The organism is Micromonospora sp. HK10 (genome assembly GCF_000982955.1).
Classification (GTDB): Bacteria; Actinomycetota; Actinomycetes; order Mycobacteriales; family Micromonosporaceae; genus Micromonospora.
Map to the genome: position 1 here is coordinate 1 of NZ_KQ058681.1, position 20,977 is coordinate 20,977.

Below are 20,977 nucleotides of genomic sequence, written 5' to 3' on the forward strand. Positions count from 1 at the left end.
GCCCTGCACCTGGGCGGCGGCGCGCTCACCCTGCCCCGCTGGCTGGCCGCCACGCGCCCCACGTCGCCGCAGCGGGTCGTCGAGCGGGACCCGGCCGTGGTCGAGCTGGTCGCCCGGGAGCTGCCGGCGCCGCCGGCCGACGTCGAGGTGATCATCGGCGACGCCCGGGAGGCGGTGCGCGGCGCGCCGTCCGGCCGGTACGACGTGGTGCTGGCCGACGTCTACCGGGCCGCCCGGATGCCCCGGCACGTGGCCACCGTCGAGTTCGTCGCCGAGGTGGCCCGGGTGCTCGCCCCGGACGGCGTCTACCTGGTCAACGTCACCGACCTGCCGCCGCTGGTGCTCTCCCGTACCCAGGTGGCGACGCTGCGGGCCGTCTTCGGTGACGTCTGTCTGGTCGCCGACCGGCGGATGCTGCGCGGCCGGCGGTACGGCAACCTGGTGCTCGCCGCCGCCCACCGGGCGGGCCGGCTGCCGGTCGGCCGGCTGGTCGCCCGCGCCGCCCGCGACCCGATCCCCGGCGCGGTGCTGCACGGGCCGGGCCTCGACGCGTTTGTCGCCGGTGCCCGTGCGGCCACCGACGCGGACCTGGCCGGCCGCTGAACCCGCCGGGTTTCCGTGCCCGGCGCGCGGGTAGCCGCGCCGGATGAGTCACGCCGACGACCGGTCCACCGCCCGGCGGGCGCTGATCGTCATCGGTCTGGTGCTGGCCAGCGCGCTGGCGCTGGGGCTGGTCTGGACGACCCGGCGGGTGCTCGTCTGGGCGCTGGTCGCCGCGTTCTTCGCGGTCGCCCTCAAGCCCCTGGTCGACGGCGTGGAACGGCGGTTCGTGCGGCACCGCGCGCTGGCCACCCTGCTGGTCTTCGTGGCCGCCTTCGTGCTGCTCGCCGCGCTGGCCGCGGTGATCGTGCTGCCGCTGCTGGACGAGCTGGCCCGGTTCGCCGATCGCGCCCCGGACCTGGTGCGCGAGGCCCGGGCCGGCCGGGGCCAGCTCGGCGAACTGCTGGACCGGTTCCACCTGCGGCGGTACGCCGACGCCCACGCCGACCAGTTCCAGCGCTACGGCAGCCGGCTCGGTGAGCCGGCGGTCGGTGTGGTCCGGGGCGTGCTGGAGCTGGTGGCCGGCGTGGTGACCGTGGTGGTGCTGGCGTACCTCATGGTGCTGGAGGCCCCGAAGATCATCGCCGGTACGCTGACGCTGCTCGGCGACGGCGCCGCGGAGCGGTTGCGCCGCATCGGTCGGGACTCCTCCCGCACCATCACCGGCTACCTCACCGGCAACCTGTTGATCAGCGTGATCTGCGGCGGCCTGACCTTCCTGGTGCTCTTCGTCGCCGGGGTGCCGTTCGCCGCGGTGATCGCCCTGGTGGTCGCCGTTGCCGACCTGATTCCGCTGGTCGGGGCGACGATCGGGGCGATCGTCGCGGCCGGGGCGGGATTCCTGCACTCCCCCACCACCGGGGTGGTGGTGCTGGTCTTCTTCGTGGTCTACCAGCAGGTGGAGAACTACCTGATCTACCCGAAGATCATGCGCCGGGCGGTCTCCGTCAACGAGGTGGCGGCGCTGCTGGGCGCGCTGCTCGGGGTGTCGCTGCTGGGCGTGGTCGGCGCGCTGCTCGCCATTCCGATGGTGGCGGCCCTGCAGCTCATCCTCCGCGAGGTGGTCCTGCCCCGCCAGGAGGCCCGCTGACCGGCCCGCTGAGCGGTTCGCGCGGGCCGGGGCGGCGCTCCGGGGATGCGGCCGGGCGGATCGGCGCCGCTCGCGCTACTCCGCCCGGCGCTGGGCGGGCCCCGGGACCGGGGTGTCCGAGAAGGCGGCCACCGTGCGGTCGGCGTACGCGCTGACGTCGCCGGTCTCCATCGGGCCGTCCCAGGTGGTGGGCAGCGGCAGCGGCACGGCCGGGTTGACCCGGCGGACGATCTCGTTCAGCGCGGTCTCCGCGTCACCGACCCAGAGGTGCTTGGCGCCGGGCACCCCGACCACCTCGGCCTGCGGGACGGCCGCGAAGCGCCGCCGGGCCTCCTCGGGGCGCAGGTAGTCGTCGAACTCGGGCACCAGGGCGGTGAGCGGGCGGCCCGAACCGGCCCAGACGGTCAGGTCCTCGGGTTGGGAGAAGCGCAGCGGCGGGGAGAGCAGGATGGCCCCGGCGATCGCCGGGTCGCAGCCGTACTTCAGCGCCAGGTCGGTGCCGAACGACCAGCCGACCAGCCAGATGTTCGGCAGCTCGTGGAACTCGGCGTACTCGATGGCGGCGGCCACGTCGAAGCGCTCGCCGACCGCGTTGTCGAAGGCGCCCTCGCTGGTGCCCCGGACGCTGCTGGTGCCCCGGGTGTTGAACCGGAGCACCGCCAGGTCGGCCAGGGCGGGCAGCCGCCACGCCGCCTTGCGGAACACGTGGCTGTCCATCATTCCGCCGTGGGTGGGCAGCGGGTGCAGGCAGACCAGGGTCGCGACCGGCTCCCGGTCCAGCGGCCGGGCCAGCTCGCCGACCAGCCGCAGCCCGTCGGCGGTGTGCAGCTCGATGTCCTCCCGCCGGCCGGGCAGGATCGACGACGCACGGATCGCGGTGCTCACCGCCCCAGTCTCCCGCGCCGCCGCCCGCGCCGCCCGCCGGGGCGCAAACAGGGTGATCCAGATCGCTCAGCCGTGCCGGGGGGCGCCCCGGCCGCGCTGCAGGTTCGGCCCGCGCCGGTCGCGCGCCCGCCAGCAGCCGCTGTGCCAGTGCCGCCGGTCGGTCAGGTCGCCCCGCCCGTCGGCCGGCCACGCCACCACGTGCGCCACGCCCGGACGGATCTCCTGGTCACAGCCGGGACAACGGTACGTCTTGACCGACGCCCCGCCGCTGATCCCGCGTACCTGCCACTCGCCGTCGCGCCACTGCTGGACGGTCGGCACGCCCTGACGTACCCGCTCGGAGTCCAGCTGGGTGGTCTCGTCCCGGCGGGGACGGTTGCGACGGGGGCTCACGGTCACCAAGCGTACGGTCCGCCGGCCGGGCCGGCCCGGGTCGGGCGGCCCGGCCGGCGGATCTCACTTCCAGGTCTCCGGGTCGGTCAGGTCCTTCGCCACCCGCGTCCCGGCCAGCACGGTCGCCATGTCGGCCTCGGTGAAGCCCGGCTTGTCCTTTAGGTAGCCGTCGGTCCACGGACCGCCCACGTCGGCGGTGAGGTGTGCCTTCGGGATGCCGAGCAGCTCCAGCTTCGTGCCAGCCGGGTAGAGGTAGGCGGGACGCCCACCCACCGTGCGGTTGCTCTCGGTGGTGCTCGCCGAAATCTGCGCCCCGTACAGCAGCTCGACCCACATGGTCGCCGACGACCCCCGCACGACGGTGAGCTGGACCTTGAGACCGTTCGGGAAGGCGGGGGCATCGACGGAGCAGGCGGTCACCTCCGCGCCCGGGGGCAGCGCGCCCAACCGCAGGGGTGCGTCGCACCGGCGTGCCTCACCCCAGCGGAGGGCATCCACGGCCCTGGCCAGTACGCCTCGGTCGGTGCCGCCGAGCATGCTCGCCCGGGCGTACAGGCCGGGCACGGGCTGCCAGCCCTTGACCAGACCGCCGGCCCCGTTGCGGAACGGCCGGACCACGCCGTCGAAGGTCACCGGGACCGCGCCCTGCTCGGCGGGGAGGCCGTCGAGCAGCAGTTCGTCGACCGCCCGCGCGGAGGGGCTCACCTCGACCAGGACCGCCCGGTCGCCCCCGGCGCTCAACCGGATCGACTCGACCCGGTTCGCGCCGTACACCGCCCAGGACAGGTAGCGGGCCCGGCCGGTGTCCACGCCGACGTGCAGCACTCGGGTGTCGGTGCCGACCAGGTCGGGGCGCTGGGCGGCCCCGGGCACCCCGTCGGCGCGCGGCGGCACCGGGGCGACGTCGGCCGGCGCGGCCGCGTTCCAGGGCAGCCGCCCGCCGAGCCCGCCCGGGTCCGCGCCGGTCACGCCGGCGAAGCCGACGACCCCCACCAGGGCCAGGGCGGTGCCGGCGGCGGACCGCCGGCGCAGTTGCCGGCGGCGGCCCCTCGCGCGGGACTCCCGCAGCAGCCGGTGGGTGTCGGTCTCCCCCTCGGCGCGCTCCCGCAGCACCGAGGTGATCCGCTGGTCGAGGTCGGTCACGGCCGGCTCCCGTTGGTCGTCGGGACGCCGCAGCGCTCCCGAAGGTGGGCGAGCGCCCGCATCGCGTGGGTGCGGACGGTGACCGGCGAGCAGTCGAGGATCTGGGCGATGGTGACGTCGTCCAGGTCCTCGTAGTAGCGCAGCACCAGCACGGCGCGCTGACGGTCGGGCAGGGCGAGGATCAGCCGCCACATCGCGTCCCGGTCGGCCGCCTCCCCGCCGAGGTCGCCCCGGTGGGCCCGCTCGCCGAAGGTGTCCACGGCCAGCTCGCGGTTCGACCGGCGCCGCCACCAGGACCGGTTGGCGTTGACCAGCATCCGGCGCACGTACACGTCGGGCCGGTCGGCCCGGACGATCTTCCGCCAGTGCACGTACGCGCGGGCCAGCACGTCCTGGGTCAGGTCCTCGGCGCGGTGCTCGTCGCCCGTCAGCAGCCGGGCGAGGCGCAACAGGGCCGGGCCGCGGCTGCCGACGTACTCCTCGAAGGTCACACCCTCAAGACGCCGTCACCGCCGGCCCGTGTTGACCCGGGTCAGCGATTGGTGTGGTCGCGGAACCCACGGCCGCTCTTGCGGCCCAGGTAACCCGCGGTGACCAGGTGTTCCAGCAGCGGCGCGGGGGCGAAGCCCGGCTCGCGCAGCTCCAGGTAGAGCTCCCGCTGAATGGCCAGCGAGACGTCCAGCCCCACCACGTCCAGCAGCTCGAACGGGCCCATCGGGTAGCCGCAGCCGAGCTTCATGGCGTGGTCGATGTCGTCGGCCGTCGAGTAGCTGGCCTCCAGCATCTTCACCGCGTCGTTGAGGTACGGGAAGAGCAGCGCGTTGACGATGAAGCCGGACCGGTCGCCGCAGACCACGCCGGTCTTGCCCAGCGCCGCGCAGACCGCGCGGGCGGTGGCCGTGGTCTCCGCCGAGGTGCGGATGGTCTGCACGATCTCCACCAGCGGCATGATCGGCGCCGGGTTGAAGAAGTGCAGGCCGATCACGTCGGCGGGACGCTGGGTGGCCATCGCCACGTCGATCACCGGCAGCGACGAGGTGGTGGTGGCCAGCACGACGCCCGGCTTGCAGATCTCGTCGAGGCTGGCGAACAGCGCCTTCTTGACGCTCAGCTCCTCGACCACCGCCTCCACCACGAGGTCGACGTCGACCAGGTGCTCCAGGGTCGCCGACCAGGTGACCCGGCCCAGCGCCGCGTCCCGGTCGGCCTCGCTGAGCTTGCCCCGCACCACGCCCTTGTTCAGCGAGGTCTTCACCGTCTCGCAGACCTTCGCGGACTTCTCCGCGCCCCGGGTCACCGAGATGACCTCGTAGCCGGCCTTCGCGAACACCTCGATGATGCCGGTGGCCATGGTCCCGGAGCCGACCACGCCGACCTTGGCGATGGCTCGCGCGCCGTCGGCGAGCGCGGCGCCCGTCGCGACCGGCGTCTGCTCGTCGGGTACGACGACCGGGGAGCCCGGCCGCTCGTAGGTGTAGAAGCCGCGACCGGACTTCCGGCCGAGCAGCCCGGCGGTGACCATCTGCTTGATCAGTGGCACCGGGGCGTGCCGGCGGTCCCGGCCGCCGCGCCGGTACATGGTGTCCAGGATCTCGTACGCGGTGTCCAGGCCGATCAGGTCCATCAGCGCGAGCGGGCCCATCGGCAGGCCGCAGCCCAGCTTCATGGCGGCGTCGATGTCCTCGCGGGTGGCGTACCGCGCCTCGAACATGCTCACCGCGTGGTTCAGGTAGCCGAAGAGCAGCGCGTTGGCGATGAAGCCGGCCCGGTCGCTGATGGTCACGTCGACCTTGCCGAGCCGCTCGCAGAGCGCCTCCACGTCGGCCACCACGTCCGCCGAGGTGACCACGGTGCGGACCACCTCGACCAGCTTCATCACCGGCGCCGGGTTGAAGAAGTGGATGCCGATGACCTGGTTGGGGCGGGTGGTGGCCACCGAGATCTCGGTGACGCTCAGCGACGAGGTGTTGGTGGCGAGGATCGCCTCGGGCTTGCAGACCCGGTCCAGCTCGGCGAAGATCCGCTGCTTCAGGTCCAGGTGCTCGGGGACCGCCTCGACGACCAGGTCCACCGAGTGCAACGCGTCCAGCCCGACCTGGAAGTCGACCCGGCTCAGCAGCGCGTCCCGGTCTGCCTCGGCGAGCTTGCCCCGGGCCACCGCGCGGTCGGTCGAGCCGGTCAGGGTGGCCCGGCCGCGCTCGAGGGCGGTCGGGGAGATCTCCACCGCGACCACGTCGATGCCGTTGCGGGCGAACACCTCGACGATGCCGGCACCCATGGTGCCCAGACCCACCACACCTACCCTGGTGAACTCGCGCGCCACGACCGGCCTCCCCTTGGTTGACTCCGCCGCTGTCGACATGAACGGCCGCTAAGGTTATGCGCCGGAGTCTGCCACGTGACGCTGTGTTGTCGAGACGCCGTGGGATATTTCACGCACCGCGCCTCACCCGGCGGCGTTCTCCCCGGCCAGCGCCAACAGTTCGGCGACGAACTCGGCCGGCCGCTCCAGGTGCGGGCTGTGCCCGCAGCCCGGCAGCACCACCTCCCGGTACGACCCGCCGGCCGCCGCGTACCGGTCCAGCACCGCCCGGGTCTGGCCGACCATCGGCTGCGGTGGGCACTCCTCCGCGCCGGGCCAGCCGGGCACCACGCCGAGCTGACCGAGGTACGCCAGGTCGAACAGCGAGGTGTCCGAGACGATCACGTCGGCGTCGCCGCGTACCCAGGTCACCGGCGGCTTGGCCGCGACGGCGACCAGCTCGTCGGCGAGCCGGAAGTGGGCCGGGGCCAGCGCGTTCAGCACCCCGCGCCGGCCCGCCGCGGTGCCCGGCCAGTGCGCCGAGGTGACCGCCGTACCCGGATAGTTGTCGTCCCCGGTGGCGGTGGTGAGCATGCTCTCCAGCAGCAGGTCCTCGTCCGCCCCCAGCGACGCCGGGTCGGCCACGTACGCCGAGCGCAGCACGTTCCGCGGGCTGGTCGGACCGTCCGCGCCCCGGTCCTGCGCGGCGAGGCGGGCGATGAAGTCCGGGTTCGCGCCGCCCGCGCCGGTGCCGGCGAAGTCGGGCGTGGTGGGCGTGCCGTCGAGGTCGCGGGTGCCGCCGAAGCCGTACGGCGAGACCGGCGCCTCCAGCAGCAGCCCGGCGACCCGCTCGGGGTGGTCGACGAGCAGGCGCAGGGCCACGCCGCCGCCGAGCGAGTGCCCCACCACCACCGGCCGGGCACCGGGTCGGAACAGCCCGGGGACGTCGAGCAGGGCGGCCACGTCGTCGGCGAAGTCGGTCAGCCCGCGGGTGGCGTCGACCGGGGCGCGGTCGGTCTCGCCGTAGCCGCGCAGGTCCGGTGCGACCACCCGGAGGCTGTCCGGCAGCCGGCGCAGCAGCGGCTCCCAGAACGCCGAGGACGAGACGTTGCCGTGCACGAGCAGCACCGGCACGCCGTCCGGCCGGCCGGCCACCCGGACCGCCTGGGTGATGTCGTTGGCCTGGACGGTCTGCCGCGCGCTCTCCATCCGCGCATGCTGGCACGCCGGCCCGGCCCGGGCCATGTGCCGGATCCCCACCCCGGACGGCCCGCGGGTGTGCCCCGCCGCCCCGGTCAGCCGTTGAGATCGGCGGCGAGCGGCACGGCGTCGCCACCCGGCGCGACCGGCTCGGTCGCCTCCACCGGCCGGCGCTGCGCGGGCACCGGCAGCGGCAGGGTGGGCCGGTGGTCGCGGCGCGGCAGCCCGAAGTGCAGCCCGACCGGGTCGGTCCGGGCCACCCCCGGGTCGAAGAAGCGCAACTCGGTGCGGCCGAGCCGGACCAGGTCACCGTCGGTCAGGTGGATGGTGCCGGCGATCCGCTGGTCGTTGCGCCAGCTGCCGTTGGTGGAGCCGAGGTCGGTCAGGGCGACCCCCTCGGCGGTGAGCTGGACCGTGGCGTGCCGGCGGCTGAGGTGCGGGTCGGCCAGCACGATATCGACGGTGGGCGCACGGCCGATCACCTGCGGGTCCCGCCGGACCCGGAAGCTCAGCCCGCGCATCGTTCCCGCCGCCACGGTCAACAGCGGCATCAATTCCGGGTGCTCCTCCATGGATTTCTCGCCTTCTGCCCCCACGATCGCCCCCGCGCCAGCCTGCCACCTCACCGTATCGGTCTCCACCGCCGCCCGGTCAGCTCGATGACTCCGGGTAGTCACCTCCCGTTCGCCGTTCGGGCGGGCGACCGCGGCGGGTAAGCCCCTCCCCCCGACCTGTTTCCGGCGGCCCCGCCGACACCTACCGGTGAGTAGGGCTCAGGTCTAGACTTCGGCCATGACGGCTGTGCATGTCCCGGGCGCCCCCACCATCTCCGCCGGCGACCTGATCTCCACCAGCCCGGCGACCGGCGCGGAGGCCGGCCGGTTCCCGGTGGCGACCGAGGCGGACGTGCACGACGCGGTGCAGCGCGCCCGGACGGCCGGCGAGTGGTGGGCCGGGCTCGGTTTCACCGGCCGCCGGGAGCGGCTGCTGCGCTGGCGGGGTGTGCTCGCCCGCCGGATCGAGGAGCTGGCCGAGCTGGTGCACACCGAGGGCGGCAAGCCCGTCGGGGACGCCGTCGTCGAGATCCTCACCGCCCTGGAGCACATCGACTGGGCCGCCCGCAACGCCCGGCGCGTGCTCGGGCCGCGCCGGGTCCGCACCCGGCTGATCCTCGCCGAGTTCACCGGCCACCTCGAATACCAGCCGTACGGGGTGGTCGGCGTGATCGGGCCGTGGAACTACCCCGTCTTCACTCCGATCGGCTCCGCCGCGTACGCCCTGGCCGCCGGCAACGCCGTGGTCTTCAAGCCGAGCGAGTACACCCCCGCCGTCGGGCAGTGGCTGGTGGACCGCTTCGCCGAGGTGGTGCCCGAGCAGCCGGTCTTCCAGGCGGTGCACGGCCTCGGCGACGTGGGCGCCGCGCTCTGCCGCTCCGGGGTGGCCAAGCTGGCCTTCACCGGCTCCACCGCCACCGCCCGGAAGGTCATGGCCGCCTGCGCGGAGACGCTCACGCCGGTGCTGCTGGAGGCCGGCGGCAAGGACGCCATGATCGTCGACGCCGACGCGGACCTGGACGCCGCCGCCGAGGCGTGCGTCTGGGGCGCGTTGACCAACGCCGGCCAGACCTGCATCGGCATCGAGCGGGTCTACGCCGTCGACCAGGTCTTCGACGCCTTCGTCGACCGGGTGGTGGCCAAGGCCGGCCGGCTCACCGTCGGCCCTGACGGTGCGGACATCGGCCCGATCACGATGCCCTCGCAGGTCGATGTCATCCGCCGGCACATCGAGGACGCCGTCGCCCGCGGCGGCCGGCCGGTGCTCGGCGGCCCCGACGCGGTCCAGCCGCCGTACGTCCACCCGACCGTGCTCGTCGACGTGCCGGAGGACTCCGCCGCCGTGCGGGAGGAGACCTTCGGCCCGACGGTGACCGTCAACCGGGTCCGCGACGTGGACGAGGCCGTCGAACGGGCCAACGCCCTGCCGTACGGCCTGGGCGGTTCGGTCTTCGGCCGCAAGCGGGCGGTGGCCGTCGCGCGGCGGCTGCGTTCCGGGATGGCGGCGGTCAACTCGACCCTCACCTTCGCCGGGATGTCCACCCTGCCGTTCGGCGGGGTCGGCGAATCCGGCTTCGGCCGCATCCACGGCGAGGACGGGCTGCGCGAGTTCGGCCGGGCCAAGTCCGTCACCCGCCGCCGGGCCCGCTCGCTGCTGCCGTCGATGACCTTCGAACGCACCCCGGCGGACGTCGCCCGCCTGGTCAAGGTCGCCAAGCTGATGTACGGCCGGGGCCGCTGACAGCGCCGGCCGCGCAGCTCAGCTCGGCGCCGTCGATACCGCGTGGCCCAGCTCGGCGCCGTCGATACCGCGAGGCTCAGCTCGGCGCCGTCGATGCCGCGAGGCTCAGCTCGGCGCCGTCGATGCCGCGAGGCCCAGCTCGTCGCCGTGACGCCCGGGCAGCTCAGAAGAGGGTCAGCTCGTCGCGCTCGATGCCGCGCAGCTTGTCGTAGTCGACCACCACGCAGCGGATGCCCCGGTCCGTGGCGAGCACCCGCGCCTGCGGCTTGATCTCCTGTGCGGCGAAGACGCCGGTGACCGGGGCGAGCAGCGGATCCCGGTTCATCAGCTCCAGGTAGCGGGTCAGCTGCTCCACGCCGTCGATCTCGCCGCGCCGCTTCACCTCCACCGCGACCGCGCCCTGGTTGGCGTCCCGGCAGAGCAGGTCCACCGGCCCGATCGCGGTCATGTACTCCCGCCGGACCAGGGTGAAGCCCGCACCGAGCGTCTGCGGATTGGCGGCCAGCAGCTCCTGCAGGTGCGCCTCCACGCCGTCCTTGCGCAGGCCGGGGTCCACCCCCAGCTCGTACGAGGTGTCCTGGAAGATCTCCTCCAGGGTGATCCGCAGCTCCTCACCGGCCTTGTTCACCACCCGCCACACCCCGGGGGCCTCCTCCAGCCGGCACGGCGGGCTCATCCAGTTCAACGGCTTGTACGCCCGGTCGTCCGCGTGGATCGACACCGAGCCGTCCGCCTTCACCATGAGCAGGCGGGTGGCCAGCGGCAGGTGTGCCGAGAGCCGTCCGACGTAGTCCACCGAGCACTTCGCAATCACCAACCGCACCCGACGAGGGTAGCCGAGCACCCGACCGCCGCCGACGAGCGCCACTGGCGTAGCGGTGCCATATTGAGATCGTGCTCGAAGTCCTCACCGGTTCCGGTCTCGCTGCCTCCGCCGGCCTGAACGCCTACATCCCGCTGCTGCTGATGGGTCTGCTGGCGCGCTACACCGACCTCGTCGACCTGCCCAGCGGCTGGCAGTGGCTGGGCAACGGATGGGTCGTCCTGATCCTCGCCGTGCTGCTCGCCGTCGAGGTGGTCGCCGACAAGGTCCCGGTCCTGGACCACGTCAACGACGTGGTGCAGACCCTGGTCCGGCCGACCGCCGGCGGTCTGGCCTTCGGCGCCGGCTCCAGCTCCGAGACCGTCACGGTCAGCGATCCGGACACCTTCTTCTCCTCGCACCAGTGGGTGCCGGTCGTGGTCGGCGTGCTGATCGCGCTCGGCGTGCACCTGCTCAAGGCCGCCGCCCGCCCGGTCATCAACGCGACCACCGCCGGCTTCGGCGCCCCGATCGCCAGCACCGCCGAGGACGCCACCAGCGCGGTGATGTCCGTGGTGGCGATCCTGCTGCCGGTGCTGGTGCTGGTCTTCCTGCTCGGATTGGTGTGGTTCCTCTTCTGGTTCCTGCGCCGGCGCAAGGACCGGCGGCGGGAGCGCGCGGCGGCGCGGGCCGCGGGGTTCCGGGTCTGATCGGCGCGCTTCTGCGTGCTGTGGTTGCGGTTGGCTGGCCCTCACCGCACCCAGCCAACGGCAGACCTCCACGCCATGCGGGTCCCCGGCAGCTGGGCGTTGCCCCGCCGCGAGATCTTGGCACCAAACGGCCCCCAGAGGGGCCGAAACCGTCCAAGATCTCCAGCACCCGCACCATCCCGACGGTGCGCACACCACGACGCGGGTGGGGATCAACAACGGGCGCGGCCCCCGACGGCGTGATCGTCCACCGATCCAACCTCGCAGCGATGGACAAATGCCTAGATTCATGGCAAGACGTTCAGAAGGAGGGCCGGAGAGATGACCGCGTCGATGGAAATGCCCCGGGTCCAGGAGTGCGCCGTCCGGTCCTGCGCCTACAACCACACCAACGACTGTCACGCGTTCGCCATCACGATCGGCAGCAGCGACCACGCCCACTGCCACACCTTCATCGAGCTGCCGATCCGTGGCGGTGTCGAGCAGATGGTCGCCCAGGTGGGTGCCTGCCAGCGGGCGGACTGCCAGCACAACGCGGACCTGGAGTGCCACGCGCCGGCGATCACCGTCGGCCCCGAGATGGACCTGGCGGACTGCCAGACGTACGTGAGCCGCTGACCGGGACGGGCCGCCAGCCGCCGGGCGAAGCCCGGTCGGACGGCGGCCCGACCTGTCCGGGCCGGGGCGCGACCCGGTTCACTCCAGGGCGTTGGCCTCGCGGATCACGGTGACCAGCTCGTCGATGATGCCGGTCAGCGCGAAGTCCTTCGGGGTGAAGACCCGGGCCACCCCGGCGGCCCGCAGCGCCTCGGCGTCCCCGGCCGGGATGATCCCGCCGACCACCACCGGCAGGTCGCCGCGCCCGGCGGCGCGCAGCCCGTCCAGCACGGCGGGTACGGCGGCCAGGTGCGAGCCGGAGAGCACGGAGAGGCCGACCAGGTCCACGTCCTCCTCGACGGCGGCCGCCACGATCTGCCCGGCGGTCAGCCGGATGCCCTGGTAGACGACCTCGAAGCCGGCGTCGCGGGCGCGTACCGCGATCTGCTCGGCACCGTTGGAGTGCCCGTCCAGGCCGGGCTTGCCGACGAGCAGCCGCAGCCGGCCGCTGCCCAGTTCCCGCGCGGTGGCGGCGACCCGCTCCCGGACCGGGGCGAGCCGGGCGTCGCCGCCGGCACCGGCCGCGCCGGCCAGCCCGGTCGGGGCCCGGTACTCGCCGAACACCTGGCGCAGCGCGCCGGCCCACTCCCCCGTGGTCACCCCGGCCCGCACGCATTCGAGCGTGGCGGCCATCAGGTTCGTGGTGGTCGCGGCGTCCGCGCGGAGCCGGGCCAGTGCCGCGTCCACGGCCGCCGCGTCCCGGTCGGCCCGCCACTGGCGTACGCCGCTGGCGGCGGCCGCCTCGACGGCCGGATCGACCTGCTCGATGGCCTCGGCGCCGGCCGCGGTCAGCGGCGACGGCTCGGTCTCGGTGAACCGGTTGACGCCGATCACCACGTCGGCACCGGACTCCATCCGTCGGCGCCGCTCGGCCAGCGAGGCGACCAGCGCACTCTTCAGGTAGCCGGATTCCACGGCGGTCACCACGCCGCCCATCTCCAGCACCTTGTCCAGCTCGACCCGGGCGCCGGTGACGATGTCGTCGACCAGCGCGGTCATCACGTGCGAGCCCTCGAACAGGTCCGGATATTCCAGCAGGTCCGACTCGTACGCGAGCACCTGCTGCATGCGCAGCGACCACTGCTGGTCCCAGGGGCGGGGCAGGCCGAGCGCCTCGTTCCAGGCGGGTAGCTGCACGGCGCGGGCCCGGGCGTCCCGGGAGAGCGTTACGCCGAGCATCTCCAGCACGATGCGCTGGATGTTGTTCTCCGGCTGGGCCTCGGTGAGGCCGAGCGAGTTGACCTGGACGCCGTAGCGGAAGCGGCGCTGCTTCGGGTTGTCGACGCCGTACCGGTCGCGGGTGATCTCGTCCCAGAGCGCACCGAATGCGCGCATCTTGGCGATCTCCTCGACGAAGCGCACCCCGGCGTTGACGAAGAAGGAGATCCGCTGGACCACGTCGCCCATCCGCTCGGCGGGCACCTGGCCGGAGTCGCGCACCGCGTCGAGCACGGCGACGGCGGTGGCCAGGGCGAAGCCGACCTCCTGCACCGGCGTGGCGCCGGCCTCCTGGAGGTGGTACGAGCAGATGTTGACCGGGTTCCACCGCGGCATCTCGCGCAGCGTGTACGCGATGACGTCGGCGGTGAGCCGCAGCGACGCGGCCGGCGGGAAGATGTACGTCCCCCGGGACAGGTATTCCTTGATGATGTCGTTCTGGGTGGTGCCGGCGCAGCGGGCCAGCTCCGCGCCCTGCTCGGCGGCGACCGTGCCGTAGAGGCCGAGCAGCCACATGGCGGGTGCGTTGATGGTCATCGAGGTGTTCATCTCGGCGAGCGGGATGCCGTCGACGAGGGCCCGCATGTCGCCGAGGTGGGCCACCGGCACACCCACCCGGCCCACCTCGCCGGCGGCCAGTTCGTGGTCCGGGTCGTACCCGGTCTGGGTGGGCAGGTCGAAGGCGACGGAGAGACCGGTCTGCCCCTTCGCCAGGTTGCGGCGGAAGAGCGCGTTGGTGGCCGCGGCGGAGGAGTGCCCGGCGTAGGTGCGCATCACCCAGGGCCGGTCGCGCTCCGGCAGCCGCCCGGGGGGAGCCTTCTCATCCATGCCCTTCTCACCCATGGCCGGAGTTTAAGTTACCGTTCAGTAAAACGGGCTGTGGAAAACCACACAGGTCCATGGCGCGGATCACCGGGTACGAGCGGCACGAGATGGCCGACACCACCACACCCCGGGCCCCCGCCGAAGTCGCGGACGTCGCACACTGGACGTCATGGATGACGAGCTCGCGATCTCCGTCCGGGGACTGCGCAAGGCGTACGGCGACAACGTCGCGGTGGGGGGCGTGGACCTCGACGTCCACCGCGGCGAGGTGTTCGCCCTGCTCGGCCCGAACGGCGCCGGCAAGACCACCACGGTGGAGATCCTGGAGGGCTACCGGCAGCGCGACGCCGGCGAGGTACGCGTGCTCGGCGCGGATCCGGCCCACCCCGATCCGCACTGGCGGTCCCGGGTGGGGATCGTGCTCCAGGGCACCGGGGAGTTCGACGAGCTGACCGTCGGCGAGGTCGTCCGGCACTTCTCCGGCTTCTACGCGGACGCCGACGACCCGGACAAGGTCATCGAGCGGGTCGGGCTCGGCGCCAAGGCGAAGGCCCGCACGCACACCCTCTCCGGCGGGCAGAAGCGCCGCCTCGACGTGGCGCTGGGCATCATCGGCCGTCCCGAGCTGCTCTTCCTCGACGAGCCGACCACCGGCTTCGACCCGGAGGCGCGGCGCGGTTTCTGGGAGCTGATCCGGGACCTGGCCGCCGCCGGCACCACCATCGTGCTCACCACGCACTACCTGGACGAGGCCGAGGCGCTGGCCGACCGGGTCGGCGTGATCGCCGCCGGCCGGGTGGTCGAGGTGGCCCCGCCGAACCGGCTCGGCAACCGGCAGGAGGCGCTGGCGACGGTCTCCTGGCGTACCCCGGACGGGACGCCGGAGCGCGCGGAGACCGCGACGCCGACGGCGCTCGTGGCGGAGCTGGCCGCGCGCTTCGGCGGCGAGGTGCCCGGCCTCACCGTGACCCGGCCGACCCTGGAAGACGTCTACCTGACGATGATCGGACACTCATGACGACCACCACGAAGCCGGCCGCTCCGGTGGCCGCCGCCCCGGGCCGCCGCCCGGGCGGGGCCGCGCTCGCCCTGCGACAGGGCCGGCTGGAGATCACCCAGTTCCTGCGCAGCCGGGAGTCCGTCGTCTTCACGATGGGCTTCCCGATCATCATGATCCTGATCTTCGCGTCGATCTTCGACGGGACGATCGGCAACGGCGTCAAGTTCACCCAGTACTTCATCACCGGCATGATCGCGACCGGCCTCATGACGGTCAGCTTCCAGAACCTCGGCATCTGGATCCCGATCGAGCGGGACCGAGGCGTGCTCAAGCGCTACCGCGGCACCCCGATGCCGAAGTGGGTCTGGTTCGCCGGCAAGGTGCTCATGGTGGTGGCGATCGGCGTCGCGGAGACCGCGCTGCTGCTCGTGGTGGCCGTGCTGCTGTTCGACCTGGAGCTGCCGGGCACCGCCGCCAGGTGGGCGACCTTCGGGTGGGTCGCCGCGCTCGGCGTCACCGCCTGCACCCTGTGCGGCATCGCCATCTCGTCGCTGGCCCGCACCGCCCGCAGCGGCTCGGCCGTGGTCACCCCGGTCTCGCTGGTGCTCCAGTTCATCTCCGGCGTGTTCTTCGTCTTCACCAGCCTGCCCACCTGGATGCAGCAGGTCGCCGCGCTCTTCCCGCTGAAGTGGATGTGCCAGGGACTGCGTGCGGTCTTCCTGCCGGACAGCTTCGGGGCGCAGGAGCCCGGCGGCTCGTTCGAGCTGGGCAAGGTCGCCCTGGTGCTGGGCCTCTGGTGCGTGATCGGCCTGGTGCTCTGCCTGACCACCTTCCGCTGGACCACCCGGCGCGACGGCTGACACCGGACGGGCGCCCCCGACCGCCGTGGCCGGGGGCGCCCGTGCTCCGGCTCAGTACGCGTAGAAGCCCTGGCCGGTCTTCCGGCCCAGGTCGCCGGCGGTGGCCATGCGCTGGAGCAGCTCCGGCGGGAAGAACTTCTCGTCCGCGGTGTCGGTGTAGATGTTCTTCGCGGCGTTGAGCAGCACGTCCACGCCGGTCAGGTCGACCGTGGCCAGCGGACCCATGGCGTGGCCGAAGCCCAGCTTGCAGGCGGTGTCCAGGTCCTCGGCGGAGATCACCCCGGCCTCGACCAGCTTGACCGCCTCCATGGCGAGCGCGCAGATCAGCCGGGTGGTCACGAAGCCGGCGATGTCCCGGTTGACCACCACCACGGTCTTGCCGATCTCCTCGGCGAACGCCTTCGCGGTGGCCAGCGCCGCGTCGCTGGTCTTGTAGCCGCGGACCAGCTCGCAGAGCTTCATCATCGGCACCGGCGAGAAGAAGTGCGTGCCGACGACCGACTCCGGCCGTTCGGTGGCGGTGGCGATCTGGGTGACCGGGATGGCCGAGGTGTTGGTGGCCAGCACCGCGTCGGACTTGCAGATCTTGTCCAGCGCGCGGAACACCTCGTGCTTGATCTCGATCTTCTCGAAGACCGCCTCGACGACGATGTCCGCGTCCGCCGCCGCCTCCAGCTCGGTGGTCGGGGTGATCCGGGCGAGGGTCGCCTCCACCTCGGACGCCTCGATCTTCCCCTTCTCGGCGAACTTCGTCAGCGACTTCCGGATGCCGTCGACGCCCCGCCCGGTGGCCGCGTCGTCGATGTCGCGCAGCGTCACCTGCCAGCCCGCCTGCGCCGCCACCTGGGCGATGCCCGAGCCCATCAGCCCCGCACCGACGACCGCGAGTCGACCCGCCATCTGCTTCTCCCTCGCCGTGTTCTGCAACGTCTGGGAGAACCCTACTTAACGAGGGATAAGCCCCGGCCGTCAGAGGGCGAGGTCGGGTTCCTCGGGCGCGGTGCCGCGTTCCACCGCCACGCCGAGCGCCCGCAGGTCGGCGACGAAGTCCGGGTAGCCGCGGTCGACGTGGTGCACGTGCGACACCTCGGTCACCCCGTCCGCGCGGAGCCCGGCGATGATCAGGCCGGCGCCGGCCCGGATGTCGGTGGCGCGTACCGGGGCGCCGGAGAGCCGCTCGCGGCCACACACCAGGGCGTGGTGGCCGTCGGTCCGGATGTCCGCGCCGAGACGCATCATCTCGTTGGCGAACATGAACCGCCCGTCGAAGATGTTCTCGGTGATCAGCGAGCCGCCCTCGCTCACCGCCGCCAGGCCGATCGCCATCGGCAGCAGGTCGGTGGCGAAGCCCGGATACGGCAACGTCACCACGTCCACCGCCCGGGGGCGTTCGTCCATCCGTACCCGGAAGGCACCGGCCCGGGTCTCCACCAGGCCGCCGGCCGAGACCAGCTTGTCCAGCGCGACCTCCAGGAAGGCCGGCTCCACCCCGGTGACCGTCACGTCGCCGCGGGTCATCGCGGCGGCGAACGCCCAGGTCCCGGCGACGATCCGGTCCCCCACCGTGGCGTGCCGCACCGGCGACAGCTCGGGCACCCCGACGACGTGCAGGGTGGACGTGCCGGCCCCCTCGATCCGGGCGCCCATCCGGCTCAGCATGGTGCAGATGTCCACGATTTCCGGCTCCCGGGCCGCGTTGTCGATCGTGGTGGTGCCCCGGGCCAGCACCGCCGCCATCACCAGGTTCTCCGTGGCGCCCACGCTGGGGAAGTCGAGCAGGATGTCGGCGCCACGCAGGCCGTCCGGGGCCTCGGCGATGACGAAACCGTGCTCACCGGAGATGGTGGCGCCCATCCGGGTCAGGCCGGCGATGTGCATGTCCAGGCCGCGCGAGCCGATGGCGTCCCCGCCGGGATGGGCCACCCGCACGTACCCGCGGCGGGCCAGCAGCGGGCCGAGCACGCAGATCGACGCGCGGAGCCGGCGGACCAGGTCGTAGTCGGCCTCGGCACCGGGCCGCTCCGGCACGTCGATCGCCACCGAGCGGGAACGCTCCACCCCACCCCCGGCCACCATCGGGTCGACCGGGTCGTCGGCGGCGAAGCGCACGCCGCAACCCAGCCGCCGGAGCACCTCCCCCATGATCGCGATGTCGGTGATCCGGGGCACGTTGGTGATCACACTGCGGCCGGGCGCGAGCAGCGCGGCGGACATCAGTTTCAACGCCGAGTTCTTCGCACCGACCACGTGCACGGTGCCGGCCAGCCGGGCCTCGCCGTGCAGCCGGATGACGTCGACGTCGTTGACCGCCGGATCACCGGCGTCGCCCGGCCCGACACCGGCCGACCAGCCGGGTGGGCCCGGCCGCGCCGGGATGGTCAGGTCCGGTATCCGTAGGCTGTGCGTCATGGCCGTCCACCTCACGCGCATCTACACCAAGGCCGGCGACGCCGGCATGACCAGGCTGAGCAACAACGAGCAGATCCCGAAGACCGACCCGCGGATCGCCGCGTACGCGGACGTCGACGAGTGCAACGCGGCGATCGGCGTCGCGCTCGCCCTCGGACAGCTCGACGACGAGCTGCGGGCGGTGTTGCAGTCGATCCAGAACGACATGTTCGACGTCGGCGCCGACCTGGCCACCCCGGTCGAGCCGGACCCGAAGTACCCGCCGCTGCGGGTGACCGAGGAGTACGTGGAGCGCCTGGAAGGCTGGTGCGACGAGTACAACGCACGCCTGAGCAAGCTCGACTCCTTCATCCTCCCCGGCGGCACCGCTGGCGCGGCACTGCTGCACGTGGCACGGACGATCGCCCGGCGCGCCGAGCGTGCGGCGTGGGCGCTGGTCACGCACGATCCGGACCGGACCAGCACCCTCCCGGCAAAGTATCTCAACCGGCTCTCCGATCTGCTCTTTATCCTGTCAAGAACGGCCAATCCGGACGGGGATGTGCTATGGGTCCCGGGCGGGAAGCGCTGACCGTCGGAGCACTGCACCACGTCGAGGTCTGGGTACCCGACCTGGCGGCAGCCAGGCACAGTTGGGGCTGGCTGCTGGGCGAACTCGGCTGGACGCCGTACCAGGACTGGCCCGCCGGCCGGTCCTGGCGGCTCGGCCCGACGTACCTGGTGCTGGAGCAGTCCCCGGCGCTACGCGGGCAGATGCACGACCGTCTCGCCCCGGGTCTGAACCACCTGGCCTTCCACGCCGGCCCGCCCGCCGCGGTGGACCGGCTGGTCGAAACCGCGCCCGCGTACGGCTGGGAACTGCTCTTCCCGGACCGCCACCCGCACGCCGGCGGCCCCCAGACGTACGCCGCCTACCTGAGCGACGGACAGGGGTACGAGGTGGAACTGGTCGCCTCCGTCGGCTGACCCCGGGGCGGGACGCCGCTATGGTGCGCCGGTGACCGGGAACCGAAACGTGGTGTACGCCGACGGCTGGAACGGAACGGTCGTCAACCCGCTGACCCGGACCGAAGCCGAGGCCCGCGACACGGCGGGCACCCCGTACGCCGTGCTGTTGCTGGCGGACGGCCGACCGGAGTGCGTGCTGACGGTGTCGTGGGGCGACGGCTTCTGCGGCACCACCCGCTTCGACCCGCTGGGGCGGCGGGTGGCTGCCGATGAGTGGCGCCAGGCCCCCGAGGGCAACCTCTTCCTGCGCCGCCGCCGCACCTGGCACGGCCCGGACGACGTCGGCGAGCACGAGTTCCCGCACGTGGCGGCCCGGCACAGCACCACGTACCGACTGGACGGGCGCCGACACGACATCGACGAGCCGGCGGGCGACCGGGGCGGCCGGCGGGACACCTCCGGGACCGGAGCTGCGCCCCGGACGCCCCGGCCGGCCTTCGGACGCTGGCACGATCTGCTCCGCGTGGACCACGGCAGCCGGCTCGTCGAGACCGCCGCACACGGGCTACCCGTGACCTCCGCCGACGAACCGCCCTGGCGGCCGCCGCGGCCGATGCGGCCCGGCGACCTCGAGGACCTGTTCGTGGACGGCGCAACGCGGACCGTCGGCGGCGGCGCCCAGCGGGCTCGGCTGGAGGTACGCCACGCCGGCGACCTCCACCTACCATCCGGTCGGTTGATCGCCACCGACCCGGCGTGGCTGGAGCACGACGCCGTCCCGTACACGGTCACCGTCCCGCCCGGCAGCTACCCGGTGACGCTCAGCCTGGCCCGGATCGGCGCGGACCCGCGCCACCTACGCGTGGCCGCCGCCCGGTTGGCCGTCACCGACCGACCGGTGCACGGCTGGGAGATGGCGCTACGACCGGGGCAGGACCCGCTCGACCTGGGCCACGACGAGTTCTTCGGGTTCGGCGTGGACGCCGGGATGGCCTGCTTCGTGGACGCCGACGAGGCCGAGCGCCGGCTCGACACGTGGCGGACGCTCGGGCTCGGCGACGAACCGTACCTGCGCGTCGAGGACGGGGGGATGGTGCTCTGGTTCAGCGGGTGGGGCGACGGTGCGTATCCGACCTGGATCGGGCGGGACGCCGCCGGCGAGGTGGTCTGCTTCGTCGCGGACATGCTGCTCTGATCCGGATACGCCGCTGGCCGACACCCGGGTTCGGGTGCCGGCCAGCGTTCGTTCGTGTGGTGTTGGTGGTCAGCTGTTCGTGTTGGTGGTCAGCTGTTCCAGTGGTGGGCGACGATGTCGGCGGCCTGCTGCTCCCACTGGGCGTAGGCGTCCGGGTAGGCCGACACCTGCACCGTCTGCGCGGCCTCGGTCAGCGGCATGTCCTGCCAGCCGTCGACCTGCTTCAGACCCTTCTCGAACGCCAGGGTCGAATACTCGGGGTCGGTGATCTGCTCCGGCGTGCCCCAACCCGAGCTCGGGCGCTGCTGGAACAGGCCCAGCGAGTCATGGTCGTTGCGGTCGCCGAGGTGGCCCAGGTTCTCCAGCTTCGACTCCTGCAGCGCGGTGGCGATCGAGATCACCGCGGCCCGCTCGGGCAGACCAGCCTTCTTCGTGGCGGCGATGA

General features: G+C 73.1%; 21 protein-coding genes and 1 pseudogene. 10 read left to right on the forward strand and 12 right to left on the reverse strand.

What is annotated here, in order from left to right:
• Positions 1 to 603: spermidine synthase (locus tag LQ51_RS33230; protein ID WP_046563169.1), on the forward strand; the 603-nt coding region annotated here is incomplete at its 5' end.
• A 43-nt stretch (positions 604 to 646) separates the two neighbouring features.
• On the forward strand, positions 647 to 1,690 hold the full coding sequence (locus LQ51_RS03455) for an AI-2E family transporter (protein ID WP_046563170.1): 1,044 nt from the start codon (positions 647 to 649) through the stop codon (positions 1,688 to 1,690).
• Between the two features lie 75 nt (positions 1,691 to 1,765).
• Here LQ51_RS03455 and LQ51_RS03460 read toward each other — a convergent pair whose 3' ends face one another.
• The 7 genes from LQ51_RS03460 to LQ51_RS03490 all read right to left on the reverse strand — a co-directional run bounded on the left by LQ51_RS03460 (position 1,766) and on the right by LQ51_RS03490 (position 8,185).
• A complete protein-coding gene (locus LQ51_RS03460; protein WP_046563171.1) occupies positions 1,766 to 2,575 on the reverse strand; it encodes an alpha/beta hydrolase in 810 nt (269 codons plus the stop codon).
• Between the two features lie 66 nt (positions 2,576 to 2,641).
• Positions 2,642 to 2,968 carry a hypothetical protein gene (locus tag LQ51_RS03465; RefSeq protein WP_231605284.1) on the reverse strand — a complete coding sequence of 109 codons (327 nt, stop codon included), beginning with the start codon at positions 2,966 to 2,968 and terminating at the stop codon, positions 2,642 to 2,644.
• Between the two features lie 63 nt (positions 2,969 to 3,031).
• Entirely contained in the window at positions 3,032 to 4,111 is a 1,080-nt protein-coding gene (locus LQ51_RS03470) for a hypothetical protein (RefSeq protein ID WP_046563173.1), read from the reverse strand.
• Entirely contained in the window at positions 4,108 to 4,602 is a 495-nt protein-coding gene (locus tag LQ51_RS03475; protein WP_046563174.1) for a SigE family RNA polymerase sigma factor, read from the reverse strand. Before LQ51_RS03475 ends, LQ51_RS03470 begins: the two co-directional genes overlap by 4 nt.
• Positions 4,603 to 4,643: 41 nt before the next feature.
• Entirely contained in the window at positions 4,644 to 6,434 is a 1,791-nt protein-coding gene (locus LQ51_RS03480) for a 3-hydroxyacyl-CoA dehydrogenase family protein (protein WP_046563175.1), read from the reverse strand.
• A gap of 123 nt (positions 6,435 to 6,557) precedes the next feature.
• Positions 6,558 to 7,622, reverse strand: a complete 1,065-nt coding sequence (locus tag LQ51_RS03485) for an alpha/beta hydrolase (RefSeq protein ID WP_046563176.1) — start codon at positions 7,620 to 7,622, stop codon at positions 6,558 to 6,560.
• A gap of 86 nt (positions 7,623 to 7,708) precedes the next feature.
• Entirely contained in the window at positions 7,709 to 8,185 is a 477-nt protein-coding gene (locus LQ51_RS03490) for an FHA domain-containing protein (protein ID WP_046563177.1), read from the reverse strand.
• Between the two features lie 220 nt (positions 8,186 to 8,405).
• Between LQ51_RS03490 and LQ51_RS03495 the strand changes: the two genes are divergently transcribed.
• A complete protein-coding gene (locus tag LQ51_RS03495; RefSeq protein ID WP_046563178.1) occupies positions 8,406 to 9,908 on the forward strand; it encodes an aldehyde dehydrogenase family protein in 1,503 nt (500 codons plus the stop codon).
• A gap of 163 nt (positions 9,909 to 10,071) precedes the next feature.
• On the opposite strand, the gene nucS is transcribed toward LQ51_RS03495, so the two are convergent.
• Complete coding sequence (gene nucS, locus LQ51_RS03500; RefSeq protein ID WP_046563188.1) at positions 10,072 to 10,731, reverse strand: endonuclease NucS; 660 nt, start codon at positions 10,729 to 10,731, stop codon at positions 10,072 to 10,074.
• 71 nt (positions 10,732 to 10,802) lie between these two features.
• On the opposite strand from nucS, the gene LQ51_RS03505 reads away from it, so the two are divergent.
• Entirely contained in the window at positions 10,803 to 11,420 is a 618-nt protein-coding gene (locus tag LQ51_RS03505; protein WP_046563179.1) for a DUF4126 domain-containing protein, read from the forward strand.
• 321 nt (positions 11,421 to 11,741) lie between these two features.
• Entirely contained in the window at positions 11,742 to 12,038 is a 297-nt protein-coding gene (locus LQ51_RS03510) for a DUF1540 domain-containing protein (RefSeq protein ID WP_046563180.1), read from the forward strand.
• A gap of 78 nt (positions 12,039 to 12,116) precedes the next feature.
• On the opposite strand, the gene LQ51_RS03515 is transcribed toward LQ51_RS03510, so the two are convergent.
• The gene (locus tag LQ51_RS03515; protein WP_046563189.1) at positions 12,117 to 14,123 is read right to left on the reverse strand and encodes a protein meaA; all 2,007 of its coding nucleotides are present in this window, start codon (positions 14,121 to 14,123) and stop codon (positions 12,117 to 12,119) included.
• Between the two features lie 166 nt (positions 14,124 to 14,289).
• Between LQ51_RS03515 and LQ51_RS03520 the strand changes: the two genes are divergently transcribed.
• Positions 14,290 to 15,138: an ABC transporter ATP-binding protein gene (locus LQ51_RS03520; RefSeq protein ID WP_046563181.1), complete on the forward strand. Its 849-nt coding sequence runs from the start codon at positions 14,290 to 14,292 to the stop codon at positions 15,136 to 15,138.
• Positions 15,135 to 15,980, forward strand: a complete 846-nt coding sequence (locus LQ51_RS03525) for an ABC transporter permease (protein WP_046563182.1) — start codon at positions 15,135 to 15,137, stop codon at positions 15,978 to 15,980. The genes LQ51_RS03520 and LQ51_RS03525 overlap by 4 nt, the downstream gene beginning before the upstream one ends.
• A 51-nt stretch (positions 15,981 to 16,031) precedes the next feature.
• Here LQ51_RS03525 and LQ51_RS03530 read toward each other — a convergent pair whose 3' ends face one another.
• Positions 16,032 to 16,880, reverse strand: coding sequence for a 3-hydroxyacyl-CoA dehydrogenase family protein (locus tag LQ51_RS03530; protein WP_046563183.1), 849 nt, complete (start codon positions 16,878 to 16,880; stop codon positions 16,032 to 16,034).
• Between the two features lie 69 nt (positions 16,881 to 16,949).
• Entirely contained in the window at positions 16,950 to 18,389 is a 1,440-nt protein-coding gene (murA, locus tag LQ51_RS03535; RefSeq protein ID WP_046563184.1) for a UDP-N-acetylglucosamine 1-carboxyvinyltransferase, read from the reverse strand.
• Between murA and LQ51_RS03540 the strand changes: the two genes are divergently transcribed.
• From LQ51_RS03540 to LQ51_RS32620, 3 genes are read left to right on the forward strand one after another with little or no spacing between them, the layout of a single operon-like run.
• Positions 18,388 to 18,960 (forward strand): cob(I)yrinic acid a,c-diamide adenosyltransferase, encoded by a 573-nt coding sequence (locus LQ51_RS03540; protein WP_046563185.1) that lies wholly within the window; start codon positions 18,388 to 18,390, stop codon positions 18,958 to 18,960. The genes murA and LQ51_RS03540 overlap by 2 nt on opposite strands.
• Entirely contained in the window at positions 18,936 to 19,355 is a 420-nt protein-coding gene (locus LQ51_RS03545) for a VOC family protein (protein WP_046563186.1), read from the forward strand. The genes LQ51_RS03540 and LQ51_RS03545 overlap by 25 nt, the downstream gene beginning before the upstream one ends.
• 31 nt (positions 19,356 to 19,386) lie before the next feature.
• A complete protein-coding gene (locus LQ51_RS32620; protein WP_052744740.1) occupies positions 19,387 to 20,532 on the forward strand; it encodes a DUF4241 domain-containing protein in 1,146 nt (381 codons plus the stop codon).
• Positions 20,533 to 20,621: 89 nt separating this feature from the next.
• On the opposite strand, the pseudogene LQ51_RS03555 reads toward LQ51_RS32620, so the two are convergent.
• Positions 20,622 to 20,977 (reverse strand): annotated as a pseudogene (locus tag LQ51_RS03555) (hypothetical protein); the annotation flags it as partial.

What these genes read in the sequence shown, in the direction of transcription:
- LQ51_RS03545 (WP_046563186.1), top strand. Translation starts at nt 18,936, where the DNA reads ATGGGTCCCGGGCGGGAAGCGCTGACCGTCGGAGCACTGCACCACGTC.
- LQ51_RS03515 (WP_046563189.1), bottom strand. Translation starts at nt 14,123, where the DNA reads ATGGATGAGAAGGCTCCCCCCGGGCGGCTGCCGGAGCGCGACCGGCCC.
- LQ51_RS03490 (WP_046563177.1), bottom strand. Translation starts at nt 8,185, where the DNA reads ATGGAGGAGCACCCGGAATTGATGCCGCTGTTGACCGTGGCGGCGGGA.
- LQ51_RS03525 (WP_046563182.1), top strand. Translation starts at nt 15,135, where the DNA reads ATGACGACCACCACGAAGCCGGCCGCTCCGGTGGCCGCCGCCCCGGGC.
- LQ51_RS03510 (WP_046563180.1), top strand. Translation starts at nt 11,742, where the DNA reads ATGACCGCGTCGATGGAAATGCCCCGGGTCCAGGAGTGCGCCGTCCGG.
- LQ51_RS03530 (WP_046563183.1), bottom strand. Translation starts at nt 16,880, where the DNA reads ATGGCGGGTCGACTCGCGGTCGTCGGTGCGGGGCTGATGGGCTCGGGC.
- LQ51_RS03520 (WP_046563181.1), top strand. Translation starts at nt 14,290, where the DNA reads ATGGATGACGAGCTCGCGATCTCCGTCCGGGGACTGCGCAAGGCGTAC.
- murA (WP_046563184.1), bottom strand. Translation starts at nt 18,389, where the DNA reads ATGACGCACAGCCTACGGATACCGGACCTGACCATCCCGGCGCGGCCG.
- LQ51_RS03540 (WP_046563185.1), top strand. Translation starts at nt 18,388, where the DNA reads ATGGCCGTCCACCTCACGCGCATCTACACCAAGGCCGGCGACGCCGGC.
- LQ51_RS03495 (WP_046563178.1), top strand. Translation starts at nt 8,406, where the DNA reads ATGACGGCTGTGCATGTCCCGGGCGCCCCCACCATCTCCGCCGGCGAC.
- LQ51_RS03455 (WP_046563170.1), top strand. Translation starts at nt 647, where the DNA reads ATGAGTCACGCCGACGACCGGTCCACCGCCCGGCGGGCGCTGATCGTC.
- LQ51_RS03485 (WP_046563176.1), bottom strand. Translation starts at nt 7,622, where the DNA reads ATGGAGAGCGCGCGGCAGACCGTCCAGGCCAACGACATCACCCAGGCG.